We start from the raw sequence: 20,868 nt of genomic DNA, 5'->3' as shown, positions 1-20,868 counted from the left end.
TGCTTAAGATGAACGATAAAGACCAGAACGACAGCCAGGAAATCGGCCCAGCAGGCGAAAAGCTGCAAAAGGTGCTGGCGCGTATCGGCGTGGGCTCGCGCCGCGACGTCGAAGCCTGGATCACCCAGAAGCGCATCAAGGTCAATGGCGTGGAAGCCACCCTTGGCCAGCGCGTCGATCTGCATGATGCAATCACCATCGACGGCAAGGTCATCAAGCGCGAAGAGGCCGCCGAATCGGTGCGCCGCGTGATCATGTACAACAAGCCCGATGGCGAGATCTGCACCCGTGACGACCCGGAAGGCCGTCCGACCGTGTTCGACAAGATGCCTAAGCCGAAAGAAGGCCGCTGGATCAATATCGGTCGTCTCGACATCAACACCACCGGCCTGCTGATGTTCACCACTGACGGCGAGCTGGCCAACCGTCTGATGCACCCGTCCTACGAGATGGACCGCGAATACGCCGTGCGTGTACGTGGCGAAGTCGACGACGAGATGATCGAACGCCTCAAGGCCGGTGTGGTGCTGGAAGACGGCCCCGCCAAGTTCACCGACATCAAGCAGGCACCGGGTGGCGAAGGCTTCAACCACTGGTACCACTGCGTGGTGATGGAAGGCCGTAACCGCGAAGTGCGCCGTCTGTGGGAATCCCAGGGCCTGGTGGTCAGCCGCCTCAAGCGCGTGCGTTTCGGCCCGGTGTTCCTGAATTCCGACCTGCCGATGGGGCGCTGGCGCGAAATGAGCCAGTACGAAGTCGACATCCTCAGTGCCGAAGTGGGCCTGACCCCGGTGGCGATGCCGCAGATGAACGCCAAGAGCAAAGACAAGCTTGAGCGGATGCAGCGTAAATCGTCGCGCCCGGTAGCCCGTACCGAACGCGTTGCGCGCACCCTGCGCCCGGCCCTGAATGCACCGGCGACTGGCGGGCGCATCTCCCGCGAACCGCACATCGAAGGCGAGCGTCGCCCGACAGCGCCGTCGCGTCAGGAAGGCGAACGTGCGCCACGCGCTCCGCGACCTGCACCGACCGGTGGCCGCAGCAACCGCGGTGAAGCCGATCGCCCGGCCGACAGCGCCAGCACCAAGCGCCCAGCCAAGCCGGCGGCGAACAAACGCCCTGGCCCGAAACTGGTCGCGGACGAGCCATCGGGCAAGCGCCGTGGCGCTCCGGGCGGTTCCGGTCAGCGTCCAGGGTTTGGTCGCAAGAAGCCTTAAGAGCAGTGGTAAGTTTTTAGCTGCAAGCTGTAAGAAAAAGCGCTAGCCCTCACAGGCTGGCGCTTTTTTCTTGAGGCTTGCGACTTGTAGCTTGTAGCTTGTAGCTCGCGACTCTCGACTCTCGACTCGTGACTTGTAGCTTGCGACTTGTAGCTGGCGCTAGAACGCAAACCTGCCATCGAACACCGGCTTGTCATCCAACGCCAACACCCCACTGGCAAAGATCAAGTCCAGGTGATGACTGCCTTTCTGCCCGCCACCCAAGCCTAGATGCAGACCGCAATGGCGCTCCTCGAAGCCAGCATTGCGTGCGTATAAATCCTTGACCCCTTCATTGGTGCCGATGCCGAGTTCCTCCACACGGCGGTTGGACGGGTTGGCGTTGAGGTATTTGTTGAAGTCATCGGCCAGCCCCGGCACGTCGCTGGCCACGCTGCAGATGGTCGAATTCTCGATCCACAGCTCCAGCGGTGATTGCAGCACGCCGTATTTACGCGCGAAGGGGATGGTGCTGAGGAAGGTGCCGACAAACCGCACCTGACCATTGATCGCTTCGCTGTGGGTGGCGATCTCGCCGGGAGCCAGGTCGTGGTTGCCGACGCCGTTGATATTCGTCCACTTCTTGATACTGCTCAGGGGCGCCTGGAGGCGTGAGCCGTGCTTGTCGGTGAAGCTCAGCACCGTGGCCTGGCCCATGCGTCGGATCAGCGTGGCGTTGAGGTCGGCGATGCGTTGCGGCTCGACGCTGAACGTATCGTAGAAATAGTCGCCGTAATCCTTGAACAGCAGGGACTTCTTCCAGTGTTCGGCCATCACCGCTTGCAGGGCGCGGATAAAGTCCGGGCCTTCGGCGCGTGGGTTGGGCAGCGTGGAGGAATCGTAGAGAAACAGGTACAGGTCGCAGGCTTCGATGGCCTGAGCCATGGCATCGCTGGCGGTCAGGTCCAGGCGCTGCACTTGGAAATTGAAGCGACCGGCGCTGCCTTGGGTAATGGCGCGGGCGATAGCGTCATAGCGCTCGGTATGGCCCAGTAGCACGGTCGGGCAGCTCAGGCCGTTGAGGGCCGGATGATGAGCCAGGTAGTAGAGGAAATGTTCGACGGCGCGGGCCTTGTCCATGACGGATGTCCTTGTGTGTCTTGGGTAAGGGAGCGGGTGCCGTGCACAGCACCCGCTGGATGCCTGTCGTGGGTTAGAAAGGCCACATCGCGGTGCCAAACGGCACTACAGCATCGGCTTGCATCATTTCTACGGCGGCCTCATGGGTCGGCGCTTCAAACCAATCGTCGAGTTGCAGTTCGGTTTCCAGGTCGTTTTCCAGTACTTGCATGGTGTATCTCCTAGAGGACGTTGTTTGAGAACGGCTTGCCAGCGGTCTCGCTGGGCAAGTGGGAAACCTAGGTGAGGGTGTTTCAGAATGCAAAATTTTTATTGACACGGTTTCATTTGGATTTTTTGTTCTGATTTTCCGCGCGAATTTTTTTCCGAGGAAATTCAAGACACTGGGGATGGCCATCATGAAGGAAATTTCTGAGCGTCAATTTTCCCGTGAGTTACAGCTGTAACGAGGATTTTCCGCGCTGTAACGATTAATTTACGACTTGTTCGCCGCATTATTGAGTTATTCGGCGCTGTAAGGAATGCCTGACAGATCGTCGCACGCCCGCTGCAATGGCCGCCCCAGGCTGTCGAGCGGTGTACAATGCGCGCGTTTTACTGTGACCCCCCTTTGCGTACCTGCGCAAAAGGCCAAAACCTGGGGTTAACCACCCCGATCACTCCGCCCGGCCACGAGCCGGACGGGTTCGATTTCGTCACAGATAAAAACAAACAGGTGACGCATGACCCTTAGAAAGACGCTGTATTCCTGGTGCCTGCGCTGGGGTTTGAGCGGCGCTGCTTGAGCAGAGATTCAAGACAGCAACGTGCATTCAACATCATCAAACCTTGCGTGAGACCCTTTCCATGAGTGGACCCGATTCCTCTTCAGGCGAACTGAAACGTGGCCTGAAAAACCGTCATATCCAGTTGATCGCCCTCGGTGGCGCCATCGGCACCGGCCTGTTCCTGGGCTCGGCCGGCGTGCTCAAGTCCGCCGGCCCGTCGATGATCCTGGGTTATGCCATCTGCGGCTTCATTGCCTTCATGATCATGCGCCAGCTTGGCGAAATGATCGTCGAAGAGCCGGTTGCCGGTTCCTTCAGTCATTTTGCCCACAAGTACTGGGGCGGTTTCGCCGGCTTCCTGTCGGGCTGGAACTGCTGGATTCTGTACATTCTGGTGGGCATGTCGGAGCTGACGGCTGTTGGCAAATACGTGCACTACTGGTGGCCGGAGATCCCGACCTGGGTCTCTGCGGCGGCCTTCTTCGTGCTGATCAATGTGATCAACCTGGCCAACGTCAAAGTGTTCGGCGAAGCCGAGTTCTGGTTTGCCATCATCAAAGTGGTGGCGATTGTCGGCATGATTGCCCTGGGCAGCTACTTGTTGGTCAGCGGCAGCGGCGGCCCGCAGGCGTCGGTGAGCAACCTGTGGGACCACGGCGGCTTCTTCCCCCACGGCGTCGGCGGCTTGGTGATGGCCATGGCGATCATTATGTTCTCGTTTGGCGGCCTGGAAATGCTCGGTTTTACAGCTGCCGAAGCCGATCAGCCGCGCACCGTGATCCCCAAGGCGATCAATCAGGTGATCTACCGCATCCTGATTTTCTACATCGGCGCCCTGGTGGTGCTGTTGTCGCTGACGCCCTGGGACAGCCTATTGACGACCCTCAACGCGTCCGGCGATGCCTACAGCGGCAGCCCGTTCGTGCAGGTGTTCTCGATGCTGGGCAGCAACACCGCGGCACATATCCTCAACTTCGTGGTGTTGACGGCGGCGCTGTCGGTGTACAACAGCGGCACGTACTGCAACAGCCGCATGCTGCTGGGCATGGCCGAACAGGGCGATGCCCCGCGGGCGCTGGCCAAGATCGACAAGCGCGGCGTGCCGGTACGTTCGATCCTCGCCTCGGCGGCGATCACCCTGGTGGCGGTGCTGATGAACTACCTGATCCCGCAGCACGCGTTGGAACTGTTGATGTCGTTGGTGGTGGCCACGCTGGTGATCAACTGGGCGATGATCAGCTTTTCCCACTTCAAATTCCGCCAACACATGAACCGCACCGGCCAGGTGCCGTTGTTCAAGGCGCTGTGGTACCCGTACGGTAATTACATCTGCCTGGCGTTCGTGGTGTTTATCCTGGTGGTCATGCTGATGATTCCGGGCATCCAGGTGTCGGTGTATGCGATCCCGGTGTGGGTGGCGTTCATGGCCGTGTGTTATTGGATCAAGAACAAACGCAGTGCGCAGCAGCGTCTGGACTTGGTCGCGTCTGCGCTGAAGTAAGGATTTTTTGCAGTCGAGCAAACCCGGCCATGCGCCGGGTTTGTCGTTTTAGGGCATAGGCTGAGCGCATTCGCGTATCCTTGGCCGCCCCCAGAGGAACCTATTGCCCATGCTGGTGATTTCCAACAACGTCCACCTGCCCGATGCCGAAATCGAGCTGACTGCCATCCGCGCCCAGGGTGCTGGCGGGCAGAACGTCAACAAGGTGTCGAGCGCGGTGCACCTGCGATTCGATATCCCTGCGTCGTCGCTGCCGGAGTTCTACAAAGAGCGGCTGCTGGCGCTACGTGACAGTCGCATCACCAGCGACGGTGTGCTGGTGCTCAAGGCTCAGTCGTATCGGACCCAAGAGCAGAATCGCGCCGATGCGCTGGCGCGGCTGGTGGAATTGATCCAGAGCGCCACCAAGGTGGAGAAGAAGCGTCGCCCGACCAAGCCGACCCTGGGTTCGAAGAAGCGTCGCCTGGAATCCAAGACCAAGCGCGGCAGCATCAAGGCCGGGCGCGGCAAGGTCGATTTCTAGGCGTCGCGTGCTTCGCGGGCTTTGGGCGCCTGACGATACAAGTACAGGCTTAGCAGCAAGCCACCGAGGGCGGCGAGGGCGGCGAACAGAAAGATCGAGGCAAAGCCGAAGCCTGCCGCCACGGCGCCGGCCAGCGGGCCGGTGACGCCCAGTGATAAGTCGATGAACAACGAATAAGCCCCCACCGCCGAGCCACGGCTGGAGGCCGGCACCAGGTTGACCGCCTCCACCCCCAGCGCCGGAAACACCAGGGAAAACCCGAAGCCGCTCAACGCCGCGCCCGCCAGGGCCAGGTTGGCGTCCGGGGCCAGCCACAGCAACAGTAGACCGAGGATCTCCACCGACAGGCAGGCGATTGCTACGCGAAAGCCGCCGATGCGGTTGATCAGGTTGCCAAACAACAGGCGCGCCCCGATAAAGCTGGCACCGAACAGGCTCAAGGCCCACACCGCGTTATCCCAGTGCTGGGTGGTGTAATACAAGGTGATGAACGTGGCGATAGTGCCAAAGCCGATAGAGCCCAGGGCCAGCGCGCAGCCGTGAGGCAGCACGCGCCCCAACACATTCATAAATGGCAGGCGCACACCGCTCACAATCGGCGCCGCGACTTTGTTCCACGCCAGCAACAGCCCCACGGCGGCCAGCAGGATGATGCTCACCCCCATGCTCCACAGCCCCAGATGGCTGACCAGCAGCACCCCCAACGGCGCGCCGACGGCCAGCGCGCCATAGCTGGCGATACCGTTCCACGAGATGACTTTGGCGGTGTTGGCCGCGCCTACGCGGCCGATGCCCCAACCGATGGCGCCCGAACCCACCAGGCTCTCAGCGCTGCCCAGCACCAGACGGCCGATCAGCAGGCTGCCCAGGCTCAGCGCCGGCAGGCTGGAAAACCACGCCGCCAGCAGCATGAACACACCGCTCAGGCCGCAGCCCGTCAGGCCGATCAGCACGGCGCGCTTGCTGCCCAGGTTATCGATGATGCGCCCCGCGTACGGGCGGCTCAGCAATGTGGCCAGGTATTGCACGCTGATCACCAGCCCGGCGATCACTGCGCCAAACCCCAGTTCGCTGTGCACATAGCCTGGCAATACGGCCAGGGGAATGCCGATATTCAGGTAACCGATAAAGGTGAATAAGACGATGGAAACAACTTGCAGCGTGACCGCCATGGGGCGCTGGGTATCGGGCATGGGAAGGGTCCACATTCGCAGCAGGTAAAGATAGGCTGCTAATGATACCGGTGGTTTGGCCCGCGCAGGGCGGCAATCCACAAAAAGCTCAGTTCAAAAAGCTCAAGCTTGGTCAGGGCTCAGCAATTGCGTGGTCACCAGAGCGGCGAGGGCGTTTTCCTGGGTACCGAAACGCTTGAGCAGCATGGCTTGCTTATCGGCGCTCAGGCGATTCCACACCTCGACCATCTGCAAGGCGGCATCGAGGATGGCTGTGTCCGGGTTGTCGGGGAGGGTGTCGGTCATGGGGGAATCTCTTGGCTTCAGGCAGTGTGGAAAGCGCTCAATGGTGCGCTTTCCACACGGTCTGGTACGGCGTCAGTCCTGGCGTTCGCTGGCGACTGGTTTGGCTTCTTTGGCCTCAGGCTGCTTGTCGCTGGCCTGTTGCGGGGTTGGCTGCTCAGTTTCGTGCAGGCTTGGGAAGGGGAGATTAGGGATCTCGTGCATTGTCGTCGCTCCTCGCAAAGTCTGTTTTTTTCAATCGCAGGTGATTCCGCGCTTTCAAAAAGCTTTCGCAGGATACAGCACTGTAAATGACAAAAAGATTTTTATATCCACATGACCTAGAACGGCACTTTGCCCAGAATCATGTCGCGGTACATCACAAAATCCCCCAGCAGGCTGTAGAACGGGTGCTGAAACGTCGCCGGACGGTTCTTTTCGAAGAAGAAGTGACCAACCCAGGCAAAGCCGTAGCCGGCGATCGGCACCGCCAGCAGCAAGCCAAGTGAACCTCGGCCAATGGCATACGCCAGGATGGCGATCACCAGCGTGGTGCCGATAAAGTGCAGGCGGCGACAGGTGCTGTTGCCATGTTCCTGTAGGTAATAGGGGTAGAACTCGGCGAAGCTGTTGAATCGCTTGATATTTTCCACGATGGCCGGCCCTTTGATTGTTATGCCGCCCAACAGATGTTCGGCGGGGAGCTTATTTGAGTCTAGAGTGATCACTGGTAACAGCCAGTGACAATAGATGCCACTTTAGTATCCTTGCCTTCCTGGCTGGCTTTGAGCCTGCTTAATTAAGAAGACGCCATGAGCGAACGAACAACTTCTGCAAGCTGGGCGATGGGGATAGTCAAGGCATTGGAAATGGACGGCCTCGATTGCCAAGCCCTGTTCAAGCAACTGGGTTTGGACTACGGCGCCCTGAGCGATCCCGACGCGCGCTTCCCGCAGGACTCCATGACCCGGCTGTGGCAGCGCGCGGTGGAGCTGTCAGGCAACCCGGCGATTGGCTTGAACATGGGCAAAGTGGTGCGCCCGGCGTCGTTCCATGTGGCTGGTTATGCGCTGATGTCCAGCAACACCCTGGCCGAAGGCTTTATGCGGCTGGTGCGCTATCAGCGCATCATTGCCGAAAGTGCCGACTTGAGTTTCCGTCTGTTACCCGAAGGCTATGCGCTGATTCTGACGGTGCATGGCGACCATCTGCCACCAACCCGACAAAGCGCCGAAGCCTCCCTGGCCTGTGCGCTAGCGCTATGCGGCTGGTTGACCGGGCGAACCCTGCATCCGCGCAAAGTCCTGTTACAAGGCGAACCACCGCTGGACCTGGCGCCCTACAAGCAAGCTTTCCATGCGCCGCTGGAATTCAATGCGCCCTATGACGCGTTGATCTTCGAGCGTGCCGATATGGACACACCGCTGCCCACGGCCAATGAAGCCATGGCGTTGCTGCATGATCGCTTTGCCGGCGAATACCTGGCACGCTTCTCGGAAAGCCGTGTGACCCACAAGGCGCGTCAGGTGCTCTGCCGCTTGCTGCCGCAGGGCGAGCCCAAGCGCGAGGTCGTGGCCCGGACGCTGCACCTGTCCCAACGCACCTTGCAACGGCGTTTGCAGGAAGAGGGCACCAGTTTCCAGACCCTGCTCGACGACACGCGGCGCGAATTGGCTGAGCAGTACCTGGCGCAGCCGAGCATGACCTTGCTGGAAATTGCCTACCTGTTGGGGTTCGCCGACCCGAGTAATTTCTTTCGCGCGTTTCGCCGTTGGTTCGATGCCACGCCCGGCGAGTACCGGGCGCGGTTGCAGGACGCGTCGACGGTCAGTGACGCCAGAACGCCGGGATACACAGAACAAAGACTGTGATGATCTCCAGTCGGCCCAGCAGCATGCCCAGGGACAGGATCCACTTGGCCGCATCCGGCAGGCTGGCAAAGTTGCCGGCCGGGCCAATGGTCTCTCCCAGGCCTGGGCCGACGCCGGACACGGTGCTGGCGGCGCCGGTCAGGGCGGTCATCCAGTCCAGGCCCAGCAGCGACAGGGCCAGGGCGATGGCGCAGATGGTGATGGCGAAGAAAAACGAAAAGGTCAGGATCGAGCGCACGATCTCTTCGTCGAGGCGGTGGCCGTTGTACTTCTGCTTGATCACCGCGCGTGGGTGAATCAATTGGTTCAAGTTGGCCTTGAGCAGGATGTAAGCCACTTGAAAGCGGAAAATCTTGATGCCGCCCGCCGTGGAGCCCGAACAGCCGCCGATAAACCCCAGGTAGAAGAACAGCATCAGTGAGAAATTGCCCCACAAACTGTAGTCCCCCAGCGCAAAACCGGTGGTGGTCACGATCGATGTGACGTTCAGCGCGACGTGGCGCAGCGCCTCCAGCCAGTGCAGATTGGTGGTCCACCAGTACCAGGTGCCGAGCACCAGCCAGGTCACCAGCAGCAAGCCGAGCAGGCCTTGCACCTGCTGATCCTTGATCAACGCCCGACGGTTGCCGCGCAACGTGGCGACGTACAAAGTGAACGGCAGGCTGCCGAGGATCATCACCACCACCGCCACCCAGTGCACCGCCGGTTGCTCCCAGTGGGCCAGGGACTGATCGGAGGTGGAGAAACCACCGGTGGAAATCGCCGACATCGCATGGTTGATCGCGTCGAACAGGCCCATACCGGCCCACCAGAACGCCAGGCTGCCGAGGATGGTGATGCCCACATACGCCGCCACGATCAGCCGCGCCACCATGTGCGAGCGCGGCATGACCTTTTCCGAGCGGTCCGAGGATTCGGTCTGAAACAGACGCATGCCACCAATGCGCAGCAGCGGCAGGATCGCCACCGCCATGGCGATAAACCCGATGCCCCCCAGCCAGTGCAGCAGCGAGCGCCACATCAGGATGCCCGGTGACATGTTGTCCAATCCGCTCAGCACCGTGGACCCGGTGGCGGTAATGCCGGACATGCTTTCGAAAAACGAGTCGGTATAACTGATGTGCTGGGTCAGCAGAAACGGCAACGCGGCGAACACGCACACCACCAGCCAACTGCTGACAGTGAGCAGGTACATGTCCCGCGGGCGCAGGTGCACCTGCTCGGGGCGACCAGGGATAACCAGCGCCAGGCCGGCGACAAACGTGATCAGGCTGGCCCATAAAAAGGAGGGCAGGTCGCCGGTGCGTTCGAAAATGACCAGAGTGGCCATGGGCACAACCATGGCGATCGCAAGGGTGATCAGGAAGATGCCGATGATGAATCCGATGATGCGCAGGGTCGGCAACGCCATGAAGTTCGCTCGAGATAGGGCAGAGGCGCCATTCTACCTGGGGTGCAGGGCATGTAAACCTGCGTAGCCGGGAACGCCGTGACTCAAATGTGGGAGCGGGCATGAACCCCGATGGCGGTGGGTCAGCCGATACCGCCCTCGCTGACACACTGCCATCGGGGGCAAGCGCCCTCTCACATGGTTTTGCGTGGCTATAAAAAAGGCGACCCGAAGGTCGCCTCTTTCAACTCGGCACTGATCAGAACTCGTGATCGGCGCTATCCGGGTTCAGGTCGCTGATGCCCAGCTTACCCGCTGCGGCTTCGATCGACCCGGTTTGCTTGACCAGGGCGGCGATGGCGTCGCGCACGATCTGGTTACCGGCGTCGTTACCGGCGGCGATCAATTGGTCGTAGTGCTCGCCCTTGTTGGCGTGGTCGACCATGACCTGGATCTTCGCTTCGGTGGCCGCCAGGTCCGCTTTCAACGCGGTATCGGCAGCCGGGTCGGCCTTGGCCACCAGGGAGGACAGGCTGGCGCCGGTCATCTTGGTGCCGTCGACACGGGTGTACTCGCCCAGATAGACGTTACGGATGCCCTTGGCGTCATAGAAGTGCGAGTTGTGGGTGTTGTCGCTGAAGCAGTCCTGCTCGTCTTCCGGCGAGTTGGCTTCCAGGGATACTTTCATCCGCTCGCCAGCCAGTTCGCCCAGGGACAGGCTGCCCATGCCGAACAGCATTTTGCGCAGACCGTCGGTGGCCGGTTCTGCTTCCAGCGTGGCGCGGTAGTTGTCTTCGACGTTGGGTTTCCAGTTGCCGACCATTTCTTCCAGATCGCTGACCAGCAATTGGGTGACCGCGCTCAGGTAGGCACGGCGACGCTCGTTGTGGCCGCCGGTGGCACCGGCACCGGTCAGGTAGTCCGAGGCCGGGCGGTTGCCGGCGCCTGGGCCGGTGCCGTTGAGGTCCTGGCCCCACAGCAGGAATTCGATGGCGTGGTAGCCGGTGGCCACGTTGGCCTCGGAACCGCCCAGCTCATTGAGGCTGGCGAGTTTTTCCGGGGTGATGTCTTTCACATCGACCTTGTCTTCGCCGACCTGAACCTGGGTGTTGGCGATGATGTTGGCGGTGGCGCCGGGGTTACCCAAGGCGTGCTCGTAGGACTTGTCGACATAGTCGATCAGGCCTTCGTCCAGGGGCCATGCGTTCACTTGGCCTTCCCAGTCGTCGATGATGGTGTTGCCGAAGCGGAACACTTCGCTCTGCAAGTACGGTACGCGCGCGGCGATCCAGGCGGTGCGCGCGGCTTTCAAGGTTTCATCGTTGGGCTTGGCGAGGAACGCGTCGATGGCGGTTTGCAGGGTTTTTGCGGTGGATTCGGCATCGCTGTACACCGCGAACACCATGTCGGCGTAGTGCGCGACCACCGCCTTGGCGGCGGCTTCGTCGACTTTTGCGGCAGGGGCGGCCGCCGCTGGCGCGGCAGTGCTGGCCGCCGGGGTCGGCGCCTGGGGCGCGGCGGCTTTGTCTTTACCTTCGCCGCAGCCGGCGAGAGAAATGGCAATGGCCAGCAGACTGGCGGTGGCCAGGGGCATACGAATCATGGCGAACATCCTGCTTCGGTTGTTGAGAGGGCGCGCGGGGGGTGCGCAAAACTGCAACATAATGCGAAAGATTTGCATTTTGTGTAAAGGGTTATACGCGGGAAATATTCAGTATCGTTTCGCCAGGTCAAAGAATGGCCGCGTTATTGCGCTCGACTTGCTTCAAAAAAACCGCCAACTCCCGCGCCGGCAGGGGTTTGCTGTAGTAGTAACCCTGACCCTCGTGGCAGCCCTCGGCGATGATATAAGCCTCCTGCTCGGCGGTTTCCACCCCCTCGGCGATCACCTGCATGCCCAGGCTCTTACCCAGTTGAATGATCGCCCGCACGATGGTGGCATCGTCATCATCGTCCAGCAGGTCCTGGACGAAGCTCTTGTCGATCTTGATCTTGTCCAGCGGCAGGCTTTTGAGATAACTCAGGGAGGAATAACCGGTGCCGAAGTCATCGATAGCGATCAAGGCACCGGAGCGCCGCAGGCTCAGCAGGTGCTGGGCGGCGGTGCTGATGTCTTCCATCAGGCCGGTCTCGGTGACCTCCAGCTCAAGGCTACGTGGCGGCAGGCGGTAGATTTGCATCAGATTGTTTACCACCCGTGGCAGCTCGGCGTGGTGCAGCTGCACCGTCGAGAGGTTGACCGCCATGCGCAGTTGGGTGAAGCCCTGGTCATGCCATTCGCGCAATTGCCGGCAGGCGTGATCCAGCACCCATTCGCCAATGGGAATAATGGTGCCGTTCTGCTCGGCCAGGGGGATGAACAGGTCCGGCGGTACCAGGCCATGCTCGGGGTGCTGCCAGCGCAGCAAGGCTTCGACGCCGACCACCCGTTGTTCGCGATAGCTGACCTGCGGCTGATACACCAAGTGAAACTGCTCGCGGCTCAGGGCGTCGCGCAGGTCTTTTTCCAGCTCGCGGCGCCGGCGCATTTCGCTGTCGACGCTGGCGATATAGAACTGGTAACGGTTGCGTGAACGGCTCTTGGCCAGGGTCATGGTCTGCTCGGCTTTTTGAAGCAACTTCTCCGTGCTGTCGCCATCTTCAGGGAACAGCGTGATACCGATAGTGGCGCGCAGACGGATTTGTTCGTGCTCGAAGGCAAATTCCGCTTCGAGGTCATCCAAGATGCTTTGCGCCAGTTCGGCGGCCTCGTAGGGCTGGTCGATATCGGCCTGCACCAGGGCGAACTGATCGCCCCCCAGGCGGGCCAGGGCGCCGAGCCGGCCGCTGTGGGCGCGCAGGCGGTCGGCCAGGGCCAGGAGCAATTTGTCGCCGGCCTGGTAAGTGAACTGCTCATTGACGCTTTTAAAATCGTCCAGCCCCACACACAGCACCGCGACACGGCGCTGACGACGGCCGGCGTCGATCAGGATTTTGTCCAGCTGCTCCTGCAGTTTCTGGCGGTTCGGCAGGCCGGTGAGAAAGTCATACTGAGCCATGCGCAGCAGGCTGGATTCGGCTTCGTGGCGCAGGTGGGTGTTGCGTTCGATGGATTCGAGCAACTGATTGGCGGTATTGATCCACAACCCCAGTTCGTTGCGTTCGTGGCCCTTGAGCTGTGGGATTTTGTGTTCGCTGGGCCGGTCCGGGTTGACGGATGTCAGGTGCTCGATAATCCGCGACAGCGGTTTGGTCAGCAACCAGTGATAGACCAGATACAGCACCAGCCCCATGGCCAATGCGCGCAGCACCCCGGAAATGAAAATAATCACTGAATTGACGATAAATCCCTCACCGTAGGTGGCGGTGTCGAGGGTGATGCTCAGATCGCCGTAGTACTCACTGTAAGGGCCCTTGCCCACCAGGGGCGTGGTGAAGGTGCGTTCCTGGCCAAGAATGAGGTCGGTCAGCCAGCGGCTTGGGGCATGCTGCAACGCGCGGCTTTTTTCCGCCAACATGGTTTCGTTGGGATGGCCGATGGAGGCCATGCGCACCGCGTCGTCCTGAAACAGCCCCTCGATCACCTGCATGCCCATCTCGCGGTCCAGGCTATACACGGCCTGCGTAGAGGGGTCGCGAAACATATCGAGGATACGCTGGGCATCGCTGGCCACGGCCTGGCGCGTCTTGTAGGCGTCATACACGATCTGCGCCACGCTCAGCGCCACGCCCACGACCAACGCCGACAGCAGCACAACCCGTAGCAACTTCACCGACAAGCTGTTCTTGAGTTCCAGCTTCAAAGGGGCATTCCTTGTCTCATGCGGGTGGCCTTCAATATGCCATGAGTATTGGCAATCTGGTGATGGCAGTCAAAGGGACATTCGGGCAAGTGCGAAAACCGACAAGGTTGCGGAACCGGACGGTATCGATTCGCCACGTAGGGTGGGAAAGGAATACGCCTTTCATACAACGTTGGAGAATCAACTTATGGCAGTAGCAGCAGCATCACTAGCAGTAGCAGCAGCCCCGATATTGATTCCATTGGTTAAGCCGGTGATTGATACGGTCGCTAAGCCGATCATTGATCAGACTGCCAGCACGGTTGGGCGTGTCGGTGAAGAAGTACTATCTAATCTGGCCGGTAATCTGCCGGGGCTAAGATACTAACGCTGAAATCGTCCTTCGAGCGCGAAACAAAGTGGGCGGGGCAACCCGCCCGCAGCGTTGTTTGTTCGCCGTGTGTAATTTCCTTTTTGCCTATGGCGTTGCTGACCTCACCTCGGAAGGAGCGATGGGGGCAGGCGGATTGACGTCCGCCTGCCTCAACCCACGCTTTACCGACCACTGCGAGGACGCAGGGGGGGCGAGTCCGTTTACCAAGTGATAGTCAAAGTCTTTTTTTCAGGTTCTGGTGTGAGAGAAAACTCGATGGGCTTTGACGCGCTTTCTTCGTCGCCGGCAATCTTCTTTGCCGCCGCGTCAGCGAATGGTTGAAGCAAGGGTGCAATTGCCTTGACCAGTTCGCCCATCACCGGAAGTGCCTCTTTAAGCACATCGCCTATCAAAGGAAGAGCTACTTTTGCGTCAATAGTCATCGTGATTTCTCCGGCAGGATATCGGGATAAATTCCCTTCACTGATTGCGTGGCAAATCAGCACTGCACGGTTCCTGTCCTGATCGGGCAGGGGATTACGCCCTGTTTCCAGAATTTACCCTGGAAAAGCAAATGCCCCGACAAGTCGGGGCATTTGCTATGGGCCGGTGCTCTCGCGGCGTTGTTTACGTCGCCTGGAGCACCGAGCGCTTTATAACCGCAAGCGCTGCTCAGGCAGTAAAGGTCTTGCCTTCGAACTGCTCGGCAACGAACTTCCAGTTGACCAGGTTCCAGAACGCTTCCACATACTTTGGACGCACGTTGCGGTAGTCGATGTAGTAAGCGTGTTCCCACACGTCGCAGGTCAGCAGCGGGGTATCGCCGCTGGTCAGCGGGTTGCCGGCGCCGATGGTGCTGGCCAGGGCCAGGGAACCGTCAGCCTTCTTCACCAGCCAACCCCAACCGGAACCGAAGGTGCCGACGGAGGTTTTGGTGAACTCTTCCTTGAACTTGTCGAACGAACCGAACGCCGCGTTGATGGCTTCAGCCAGTGCGCCGGTAGGTTGGCCGCCGGCGTTTGGCGCCAGGCAGTTCCAGTAGAAGGTGTGGTTCCAGACCTGAGCGGCGTTGTTGAAGATGCCGCCCGAAGAGGATTTGACGATCTCTTCCAGGGTCTTGCCTTCGAACTCGGTGCCAGGCACCAGGTTGTTCAGGTTCACGACATAGGTGTTGTGGTGCTTGTCGTGGTGGTACTCCAAGGTTTCCTTGGAGATGTGCGGCTGCAGGGCATCGTGTGCGTAGGGCAGCGGCGGCAATTCGAAAGCCATGATGATTCTCCTAATCAGGTCAGTTGCGGTGAGCGCAAGGCCGATCACGGGCGGCCAAACATGCGCCGGGGAGTTTGTACTCTTTGCGGCGCAGGGGCAGGATCATAGCACCGGGGGTGTGGCAAAACCACGCAACAACTGTGTGGGATAGAGGTTCCAGAGCGTTTTGGAATATTGCTCACGCGCTGATCAATTGATAGGCCACGCTGAACATCATGATCGCCACCAGCAGGTCCAGCAGGCGCCAGGTCGATGGACGCGCCAGCCACGGGGCCAACCAGGCCGCGCCGAGTGCGAGAGTGGCGAACCACAGGAACGACGCGCTGGCGGCGCCGGCGACATAGGCGCCAGGCTCGGTTTGCTGAGCGCCCAACGAGCCGATCAGCAACACGGTATCCAGATACACATGGGGATTGAGCAATGTCACCGCCAGTGCGCTCAGCAGCACCGCGCGCAATGAGCGGACCTTGAGACTGCCGCCTTGCTCCAGGCTCTGCGTGGAAAACGCCCGGCGCAGCGCCAAAGTGCCGTACCACAGCAAGAACGCGGCACCGCCCCAGCGCGCAATCGCCAGCAGCAGCGGGTTTTGCGCCAGCACTGTCGCCAGGCCGAACACCCCGGCGGCCACCAGAATCGCATCGCAGACCACGCACAGTGCCGCCACGGGCAAGTGATGTTCACGGCGCAGGCTCTGCGCCAATACAAAGGCGTTTTGCGAGCCGATCGCCATGATCAGCCCCAGCGCGACCAACAGACCGTTCAGATAGCTTTGCCACATAAGGTTTACTCCGCGGTCGCCGCCAATTGGCGCAGTACAGCCATGGCGCGCTCGGCATCGGCGCGGCCGACAAACAGGTGGTCGTGGTAATAACCGGCAATCACGTTGCAACTGATGCCGGCCTTGCCCAGGGCACTGGCGAAAGCGGCGGTCAGGCCCACGGCTTCCAGGGCCGAATGCACGTTCAGGGTGATCCATGCGGCGACGTACTCGAACGCCAGCCCAGCCTGTTCTGCCTGCTGACGTTCGACGATGAGGGTCAGGCCCTCCTGCTCACGGAAACTGCCGATGACCTCGCAGCCTGGCGGGATAGGGCCGTCGGGCAGGGTACAAAATACGTAGTCACCTTCATTGAGGTGTGGGCTCATGCTGCGCAGCAGCGTTGCCAGTGCGGTTTCGCCGGCCATAGGCGGGGTTCCTTATAAAGAGAAGCAATGCTGGCTATTCTCCCGACGCAAGCTGTATAAGAAAAACCAATATTGCTGATCGCTCATTAGAGAAACTGATGTTCGACTATAAATTGCTCTCCGCCCTGGCGGCGGTGGTGGAACAGGCTGGCTTCGAACGCGGTGCGCAGGTGCTGGGGGTGTCGCAGTCGGCGATTTCCCAGCGCATCAAACTGCTGGAAGCGCGTATCGGCCAACCGGTGCTGGTGCGGGCTACGCCGCCGGCGCCCACGGAGATCGGCCGTCGTCTGCTTAACCATGTGCAACAGGTGCGTTTGCTGGAACGTGACCTGCAGAGTCAGGTGCCGGCGCTGGACGAAGAGGGCATGCCCGAGCGCCTGCGTATCGCCTTGAATGCCGACAGCCTGGCCACTTGGTGGGCCGAGGCGGTCAGTGGGTTTTGCGCCGAGCAGCACTTGCTGCTGGATCTGGTGGTGGAAGACCAGGCGGTCAGCCTCAAGCGCATGCGCGCCGGTGAGGTAGCGGCCTGCATCTGCGCCAGCGAGCGTCCGGTGGCCGGCGCGCGCAGCCTGTTGCTGGGCGCCATGCGTTATCGCGCACTGGCCAGCCCTGCCTTTATTGCGCGGCACTTTCCCGGCGGCGTGCGTGCCGATCAGTTGGCCCGCACCCCGGCGCTGGTGTTTGGCCCGGATGATTTCCTGCAACACCGTTACCTGGCGTCGCTCGGTGTGGACGGCGGTTTCGAACACCATTTATGCCCCTCGTCCGAAGGCTTTATCCGCCTGACGGAAGCTGGGCTGGGCTGGGGCCTCGTCCCCGAATTACAGGTGCGCGACCAGTTGCAAAAAGGCGTGTTGGTGGAGTTATTGCCAGATAAGCCGATCGATGTGCCGTTGTACTGGCATCATTGGCGCAGTGGCGGGCAATTGCTGAACTTGTTGACCGACCATCTGGCCCACGCGTGCGGCCAATGGTTGGTGCCGTTGGACTGACGGCGTGCGTCAAGGCAACCGCGATGAAAAATGAAAGAACACGGGGTAATACATGAAGATTCTGGTCACCGGCGCAAGCGGCTTCATCGGCGGACGCTTTGCGCGTTTTGCCCTGGAGCAGGGCCTGGACGTGCGGGTCAACGGGCGACGCGCCGAAGGTGTAGAGCACCTGGTGCGGCGTGGCGCCGAGTTTATCCAAGGTGATCTGAATGACGCCGACCTGGTGCGCGACCTGTGCCGAGACGTGGAGGCCGTGGTGCACTGCGCCGGCGCCGTGGGGCTGTGGGGCAAGTATCAGGACTTCCATCAAGGCAATGTGCTGGTCACCGAAAACGTGGTCGAAGCCTGCCTCAAGGAGCGGGTCCGGCGTCTGGTGCATTTGTCCTCGCCGTCGATCTACTTTGACGGCCGCGACCACTTGGGCCTGACTGAAGAGCAAGTGCCCAAGCGCTTCAAGCATCCCTATGCCGCTACCAAATACCTGGCGGAACAAAAAGTGTTCGGCGCCCAGGAGTTCGGTCTTGAGGTGCTGGCGCTGCGCCCGCGCTTCGTGACGGGGGCTGGCGATATGAGCATCTTCCCGCGCTTGCTGAAAATGCAGCGCAAGAACCGCCTGGCGATCGTCGGCGACGGCCTGAACAAGGTCGACTTCACCAGCGTGCACAACCTCAATGAAGCGCTGCTCAGCAGTCTGCTCGCCACCGGCTCGGCACTGGGCAAGGCCTACAACATCAGTAATGGCGCGCCGGTGCCGGTGTGGGATGTGGTGAACTATGTGATGCGCCAAATGCAGTTGCCCCAGGTCACACGGTATCGTTCCTACGGTTTGTCCTACAGCGTGGCAGCGTTGAACGAGGCATTCTGCGCGATCTGGCCCGGTCGACCGGAGCCTGCCTTGTCGCGCCTGGGGATGCAGGTCATGAACAAAGATTTCACCCTCGACATCAGTCGGGCAAGGCATTATCTGGACTATGAGCCCAAGGTCAGCCTGTGGACCGCCCTCGACGAGTTCTGCGGCTGGTGGAAGGCTCAGGATCCGGGCACCCGGTAAGGTCACAAGCGGCAACACACCGGGAACCGAATGTGGGGTTCCCGGTCGATCAGTGCGGCGGGGTGGCGGTTTATACTGCCGCCGCTCGGCGTTCCAGCCAGCCATTTCAATGATTCAGGGTTGATCCATGCGTAACGATGCCAACGACGATTTCGACAACGTCCCCAGCCTGCGGGCCGACCTTGGGGACGACGATGATTTCGAACCCACCCCGGCCACCTCGGTGCGTTCGCGCACGACCCCGGTGGTCAAGGTCAAGAGCGCCAATACCGGGCCGTTGTGGGCCTTGATCGGCGCGCTGCTGATCGCCTTCGCCGGCCTGGCCTGGTGGAGCTTCCAGCAGATTTCCCTGATGGGCCAGCAATTGGTTGCCACCCAGGAGAGCTTTGCCCGCATCAGCGAAGAAGCGGCCGGGCGCTTGCAGGACATTTCCGGCAAGGTTGTGGCCAGTGAAGCCAATGTGAACAACGGCAGCGAAGCGTTGAAATTGCAGATCCAGCAGTTGGAAAAGCAATTGCTGGAGCAGGGCAAGCAGCAACTCGGCGTGGCCGGCCAGGCCACCGAGCTGGACAAGCGCCTGGCACAGATGACGGCCAGCACCACCGACTTGTCCAACGCCAATGCCAAGTTGCAAGGCCAGGTGCAAGCCCTCACCGACGCCGTGGCGACGCTCAAGGCCGCCCAGGGCGATACCGCCAAGCGCGACGCCGAGATCAAGGACCTGGTCGCCGACGTTGCCGCGCTGAAAAAGCAGGGTAACCCAAGCGCCGCCATTGCCCGCCTTGAGCAGGACCTGGTGGTGCTCAAGAGTGCGCAGGAGACTCAGCCACTCAACAGTGATGCGCCCACCAACAAGGAATTCGATGTGTTCCGCATCCAGACCACGCGCAATATCACCACCCTGCAAAGCCAGGTGCAGAACCTGCAGCGCCAGATCGCCACGCCGATGCAATAATCGCTTGAGGAAATGTCACCGTCCGGTGACATTTCCTATCCCCTTCGTTACATGCCCCCGCAAGGCCCTTGTTTAGACTCCGGTCATCCCACAAAAAACAATAAGGGCCGCCCCCATGACCACCCAACCACTGCCCGCCAGCAGTTGGCTGAATGCACCTGCCCATCACGCTTGGCTCGCCGCCGAAGGCCAGCGCCTGCTGACATTCGCCAAAGCCTCGCGGCTGCCCGACGGCTTCGGCAACCTGGACGCCACCGGCCAGTTGCCCGCCGACGCTTACGCCGAAACCATGAACACCGCCCGCATGACCCACAGCTTCGCCATGGCCCATGCCATGGGCTTGCCCGGTTACGCCGAGCTGGTGGCTCATGGCGTTGCGGCCCTCAGCGGCCCGTTGCGGGATCCTGAACACGGCGGCTGGTTCGCCACGCCTCGTGCATTGGATGGCAACCGAGGTAAAGCCGCCTACCTGCACGCATTCGTGGCGCTGGCCGCCAGTTCTGCGGTGGTGGCAGGTGCGCCCGGCGCGCAGCAGTTGCTCACCGATGCTATCCATATCATCGACCAGTTTTTCTGGAGCGAAGAGGAGGGCGTGATGCTCGAATCCTTTGCCCAGGACTGGAGCGGGCTGGAGGCCTATCGCGGCGCCAACAGCAATATGCACGCTACCGAAGCCTTCCTCGCCCTGGCCGATGTCACCGGCGATACGCGCTGGCTGGACCGCGCGCTGCGGATCGTCGAGCGATTGATTCACCAGCATGCCGCCGGCAGCCAATTCATGGTGATCGAACACTTCGATGCCCATTGGCAACCCCTGCTGGCCTACAACGAAGACAACCCCGCCGATGGTTTCCGCCCCTATGGGATCACCCCCGGCCATGGTTTCGAATGGGCGCGGCTGATGCTGCACCTTGAGGCCGCGCGCCTGCATGCCGGGTTGCCCACCCCCGCGTGGCTGCTGAGTGACGCCAAGGGCCTGTTCGCCAGTGCCAGCGAATACGCCTGGTCTGTGGACGGTGCGCCGGGAATTGTCTACACCCTGGACTGGAACCATCGCCCGGTGGTGCGCGAGCGCCTGCACTGGACCCACGCCGAAGCCAGCGCCGCCGCCCAGGCCCTGCTCAAGCGCACCGGCGAGTTGCACTACGAAACCTGGTATCGGCGAATCTGGGAATTCTGCGACAGCCACTTTATCGACCGCGTTCAGGGCAGTTGGCACCACGAGCTCAGCCCACATAACCAACCCAGCAGCAAGATTTGGGGCGGCAAGCCAGACCTGTACCATGCCTGGCAAGCGCTGGTGCTGCCTGCGCTGCCGCTGGCGCCCAGCATGACCAGCGCCTTGAACGCCGGAAGCTATGTCACCAAGTGGTGACGTTTGTGCATCCCTTTGTTACCTGCGCCCCAAAAATCCATGTTTAAACTCCGTGCAGCGCAAGC

General features: G+C 60.9%; 22 protein-coding genes. 9 read left to right on the top strand and 13 right to left on the bottom strand.

The window, feature by feature from the left end; all coding sequences use genetic code 11:
• The first annotated feature begins 8 nt into the window (after positions 1–8).
• Positions 9–1,217 (top strand): 23S rRNA pseudouridine(2605) synthase RluB, encoded by a 1,209-nt coding sequence (gene rluB / locus HRH33_RS21275; RefSeq protein ID WP_034100103.1) that lies wholly within the window; start codon positions 9–11, stop codon positions 1,215–1,217.
• 159 nt (positions 1,218–1,376) lie between these two features.
• On the opposite strand, the gene HRH33_RS21270 is transcribed toward rluB, so the two are convergent.
• Both HRH33_RS21270 and HRH33_RS21265 read right to left on the bottom strand, forming a co-directional pair.
• Positions 1,377–2,336: a CgnE/CgnB domain-containing protein gene (locus tag HRH33_RS21270; protein ID WP_094065424.1), complete on the bottom strand. Its 960-nt coding sequence runs from the start codon at positions 2,334–2,336 to the stop codon at positions 1,377–1,379.
• A gap of 73 nt (positions 2,337–2,409) precedes the next feature.
• A complete protein-coding gene (locus HRH33_RS21265) occupies positions 2,410–2,547 on the bottom strand; it encodes a hypothetical protein (protein WP_034100099.1) in 138 nt (45 codons plus the stop codon).
• A 635-nt stretch (positions 2,548–3,182) separates the two neighbouring features.
• Here HRH33_RS21265 and HRH33_RS21260 point away from each other — a divergent pair.
• Entirely contained in the window at positions 3,183–4,604 is a 1,422-nt protein-coding gene (locus tag HRH33_RS21260) for an amino acid permease (protein WP_034100097.1), read from the top strand.
• A 109-nt stretch (positions 4,605–4,713) separates the two neighbouring features.
• Complete coding sequence (gene arfB, locus HRH33_RS21255) at positions 4,714–5,127, top strand: alternative ribosome rescue aminoacyl-tRNA hydrolase ArfB (protein WP_034114970.1); 414 nt, start codon at positions 4,714–4,716, stop codon at positions 5,125–5,127.
• Here the strand turns inward: arfB and HRH33_RS21250 are convergent.
• From HRH33_RS21250 to HRH33_RS21240, 4 genes are all read right to left on the bottom strand, one after another.
• Positions 5,124–6,320, bottom strand: coding sequence for an MFS transporter (locus tag HRH33_RS21250; protein WP_034114969.1), 1,197 nt, complete (start codon positions 6,318–6,320; stop codon positions 5,124–5,126). The two genes, arfB and HRH33_RS21250, sit on opposite strands and share 4 nt — an antisense overlap.
• A gap of 102 nt (positions 6,321–6,422) precedes the next feature.
• Complete coding sequence (locus HRH33_RS21245) at positions 6,423–6,605, bottom strand: hypothetical protein (protein WP_167416679.1); 183 nt, start codon at positions 6,603–6,605, stop codon at positions 6,423–6,425.
• A 72-nt stretch (positions 6,606–6,677) separates the two neighbouring features.
• Positions 6,678–6,806 (bottom strand): hypothetical protein, encoded by a 129-nt coding sequence (locus HRH33_RS26540; RefSeq protein ID WP_279287776.1) that lies wholly within the window; start codon positions 6,804–6,806, stop codon positions 6,678–6,680.
• A 116-nt stretch (positions 6,807–6,922) separates the two neighbouring features.
• Positions 6,923–7,234, bottom strand: a complete 312-nt coding sequence (locus HRH33_RS21240) for an Mpo1-like protein (RefSeq protein ID WP_034139207.1) — start codon at positions 7,232–7,234, stop codon at positions 6,923–6,925.
• Between the two features lie 159 nt (positions 7,235–7,393).
• Here HRH33_RS21240 and HRH33_RS21235 point away from each other — a divergent pair, with 159 nt between their 5' ends.
• Entirely contained in the window at positions 7,394–8,452 is a 1,059-nt protein-coding gene (locus HRH33_RS21235) for an AraC family transcriptional regulator (protein ID WP_167416680.1), read from the top strand.
• Here the strand turns inward: HRH33_RS21235 and HRH33_RS21230 are convergent.
• From HRH33_RS21230 to HRH33_RS21220, 3 genes are all read right to left on the bottom strand, one after another.
• Positions 8,409–9,863: a TrkH family potassium uptake protein gene (locus HRH33_RS21230; protein WP_167416681.1), complete on the bottom strand. Its 1,455-nt coding sequence runs from the start codon at positions 9,861–9,863 to the stop codon at positions 8,409–8,411. The two genes, HRH33_RS21235 and HRH33_RS21230, sit on opposite strands and share 44 nt — an antisense overlap.
• A 238-nt stretch (positions 9,864–10,101) precedes the next feature.
• Entirely contained in the window at positions 10,102–11,445 is a 1,344-nt protein-coding gene (locus HRH33_RS21225) for an imelysin family protein (protein WP_167416682.1), read from the bottom strand.
• A 127-nt stretch (positions 11,446–11,572) separates the two neighbouring features.
• The gene (locus tag HRH33_RS21220; protein WP_034100084.1) at positions 11,573–13,624 is read right to left on the bottom strand and encodes a putative bifunctional diguanylate cyclase/phosphodiesterase; all 2,052 of its coding nucleotides are present in this window, start codon (positions 13,622–13,624) and stop codon (positions 11,573–11,575) included.
• A 187-nt stretch (positions 13,625–13,811) separates the two neighbouring features.
• Here HRH33_RS21220 and HRH33_RS21215 point away from each other — a divergent pair, with 187 nt between their 5' ends.
• Positions 13,812–13,991 carry a hypothetical protein gene (locus tag HRH33_RS21215; protein WP_167416683.1) on the top strand — a complete coding sequence of 60 codons (180 nt, stop codon included), beginning with the start codon at positions 13,812–13,814 and terminating at the stop codon, positions 13,989–13,991.
• Positions 13,992–14,197: 206 nt separating this feature from the next.
• Here the strand turns inward: HRH33_RS21215 and HRH33_RS21210 are convergent, their stop codons facing one another.
• The 4 genes from HRH33_RS21210 to HRH33_RS21195 form a co-directional block, all read right to left on the bottom strand.
• Positions 14,198–14,419, bottom strand: coding sequence for a hypothetical protein (locus HRH33_RS21210; RefSeq protein ID WP_034139106.1), 222 nt, complete (start codon positions 14,417–14,419; stop codon positions 14,198–14,200).
• A 229-nt stretch (positions 14,420–14,648) separates the two neighbouring features.
• A complete protein-coding gene (locus tag HRH33_RS21205) occupies positions 14,649–15,245 on the bottom strand; it encodes a superoxide dismutase (protein WP_003212997.1) in 597 nt (198 codons plus the stop codon).
• Positions 15,246–15,423: 178 nt separating this feature from the next.
• A complete protein-coding gene (locus HRH33_RS21200) occupies positions 15,424–16,023 on the bottom strand; it encodes a LysE/ArgO family amino acid transporter (RefSeq protein WP_040269280.1) in 600 nt (199 codons plus the stop codon).
• Positions 16,024–16,028: 5 nt separating this feature from the next.
• On the bottom strand, positions 16,029–16,430 hold the full coding sequence (locus tag HRH33_RS21195) for an ACT domain-containing protein (RefSeq protein WP_167416684.1): 402 nt from the start codon (positions 16,428–16,430) through the stop codon (positions 16,029–16,031).
• Between the two features lie 98 nt (positions 16,431–16,528).
• Here HRH33_RS21195 and HRH33_RS21190 point away from each other — a divergent pair, with 98 nt between their 5' ends.
• From HRH33_RS21190 to HRH33_RS21175, 4 genes are all read left to right on the top strand, one after another.
• A complete protein-coding gene (locus tag HRH33_RS21190) occupies positions 16,529–17,422 on the top strand; it encodes a LysR family transcriptional regulator ArgP (protein WP_034100077.1) in 894 nt (297 codons plus the stop codon).
• A gap of 52 nt (positions 17,423–17,474) precedes the next feature.
• Positions 17,475–18,473, top strand: coding sequence for an NAD-dependent epimerase/dehydratase family protein (locus HRH33_RS21185; RefSeq protein ID WP_094065418.1), 999 nt, complete (start codon positions 17,475–17,477; stop codon positions 18,471–18,473).
• A 127-nt stretch (positions 18,474–18,600) separates the two neighbouring features.
• Positions 18,601–19,428: an ATPase gene (locus HRH33_RS21180; protein ID WP_167416685.1), complete on the top strand. Its 828-nt coding sequence runs from the start codon at positions 18,601–18,603 to the stop codon at positions 19,426–19,428.
• A gap of 115 nt (positions 19,429–19,543) precedes the next feature.
• Positions 19,544–20,803: a D-mannose isomerase gene (locus HRH33_RS21175; RefSeq protein ID WP_167416686.1), complete on the top strand. Its 1,260-nt coding sequence runs from the start codon at positions 19,544–19,546 to the stop codon at positions 20,801–20,803.
• Positions 20,804–20,868 lie beyond the last annotated feature (65 nt).

The sequence above is a fragment of the Pseudomonas rhodesiae genome, assembly GCF_013285305.1.
Classification (GTDB): Bacteria; Pseudomonadota; Gammaproteobacteria; order Pseudomonadales; family Pseudomonadaceae; genus Aquipseudomonas; species Aquipseudomonas rhodesiae.
This window is presented reverse-complemented; position numbering and strand designations above follow the sequence as displayed.

Bases quoted from the DNA above. Each gene is read 5' to 3' on its own strand.
- HRH33_RS21250 (WP_034114969.1), bottom strand. From the start codon at position 6,320: ATGCCCGATACCCAGCGCCCCATGGCGGTCACGCTGCAAGTTGTTTCC.
- HRH33_RS21205 (WP_003212997.1), bottom strand. From the start codon at position 15,245: ATGGCTTTCGAATTGCCGCCGCTGCCCTACGCACACGATGCCCTGCAG.
- HRH33_RS21185 (WP_094065418.1), top strand. From the start codon at position 17,475: ATGAAGATTCTGGTCACCGGCGCAAGCGGCTTCATCGGCGGACGCTTT.
- HRH33_RS21260 (WP_034100097.1), top strand. From the start codon at position 3,183: ATGAGTGGACCCGATTCCTCTTCAGGCGAACTGAAACGTGGCCTGAAA.
- HRH33_RS21235 (WP_167416680.1), top strand. From the start codon at position 7,394: ATGAGCGAACGAACAACTTCTGCAAGCTGGGCGATGGGGATAGTCAAG.
- rluB (WP_034100103.1), top strand. From the start codon at position 9: ATGAACGATAAAGACCAGAACGACAGCCAGGAAATCGGCCCAGCAGGC.
- HRH33_RS21200 (WP_040269280.1), bottom strand. From the start codon at position 16,023: ATGTGGCAAAGCTATCTGAACGGTCTGTTGGTCGCGCTGGGGCTGATC.
- HRH33_RS21195 (WP_167416684.1), bottom strand. From the start codon at position 16,430: ATGGCCGGCGAAACCGCACTGGCAACGCTGCTGCGCAGCATGAGCCCA.
- HRH33_RS21175 (WP_167416686.1), top strand. From the start codon at position 19,544: ATGACCACCCAACCACTGCCCGCCAGCAGTTGGCTGAATGCACCTGCC.
- HRH33_RS21225 (WP_167416682.1), bottom strand. From the start codon at position 11,445: ATGATTCGTATGCCCCTGGCCACCGCCAGTCTGCTGGCCATTGCCATT.
- HRH33_RS21245 (WP_167416679.1), bottom strand. From the start codon at position 6,605: ATGACCGACACCCTCCCCGACAACCCGGACACAGCCATCCTCGATGCC.
- HRH33_RS26540 (WP_279287776.1), bottom strand. From the start codon at position 6,806: ATGCACGAGATCCCTAATCTCCCCTTCCCAAGCCTGCACGAAACTGAG.
- HRH33_RS21215 (WP_167416683.1), top strand. From the start codon at position 13,812: ATGGCAGTAGCAGCAGCATCACTAGCAGTAGCAGCAGCCCCGATATTG.
- HRH33_RS21270 (WP_094065424.1), bottom strand. From the start codon at position 2,336: ATGGACAAGGCCCGCGCCGTCGAACATTTCCTCTACTACCTGGCTCAT.
- arfB (WP_034114970.1), top strand. From the start codon at position 4,714: ATGCTGGTGATTTCCAACAACGTCCACCTGCCCGATGCCGAAATCGAG.
- HRH33_RS21265 (WP_034100099.1), bottom strand. From the start codon at position 2,547: ATGCAAGTACTGGAAAACGACCTGGAAACCGAACTGCAACTCGACGAT.
- HRH33_RS21230 (WP_167416681.1), bottom strand. From the start codon at position 9,863: ATGGCGTTGCCGACCCTGCGCATCATCGGATTCATCATCGGCATCTTC.
- HRH33_RS21210 (WP_034139106.1), bottom strand. From the start codon at position 14,419: ATGACTATTGACGCAAAAGTAGCTCTTCCTTTGATAGGCGATGTGCTT.
- HRH33_RS21190 (WP_034100077.1), top strand. From the start codon at position 16,529: ATGTTCGACTATAAATTGCTCTCCGCCCTGGCGGCGGTGGTGGAACAG.
- HRH33_RS21180 (WP_167416685.1), top strand. From the start codon at position 18,601: ATGCGTAACGATGCCAACGACGATTTCGACAACGTCCCCAGCCTGCGG.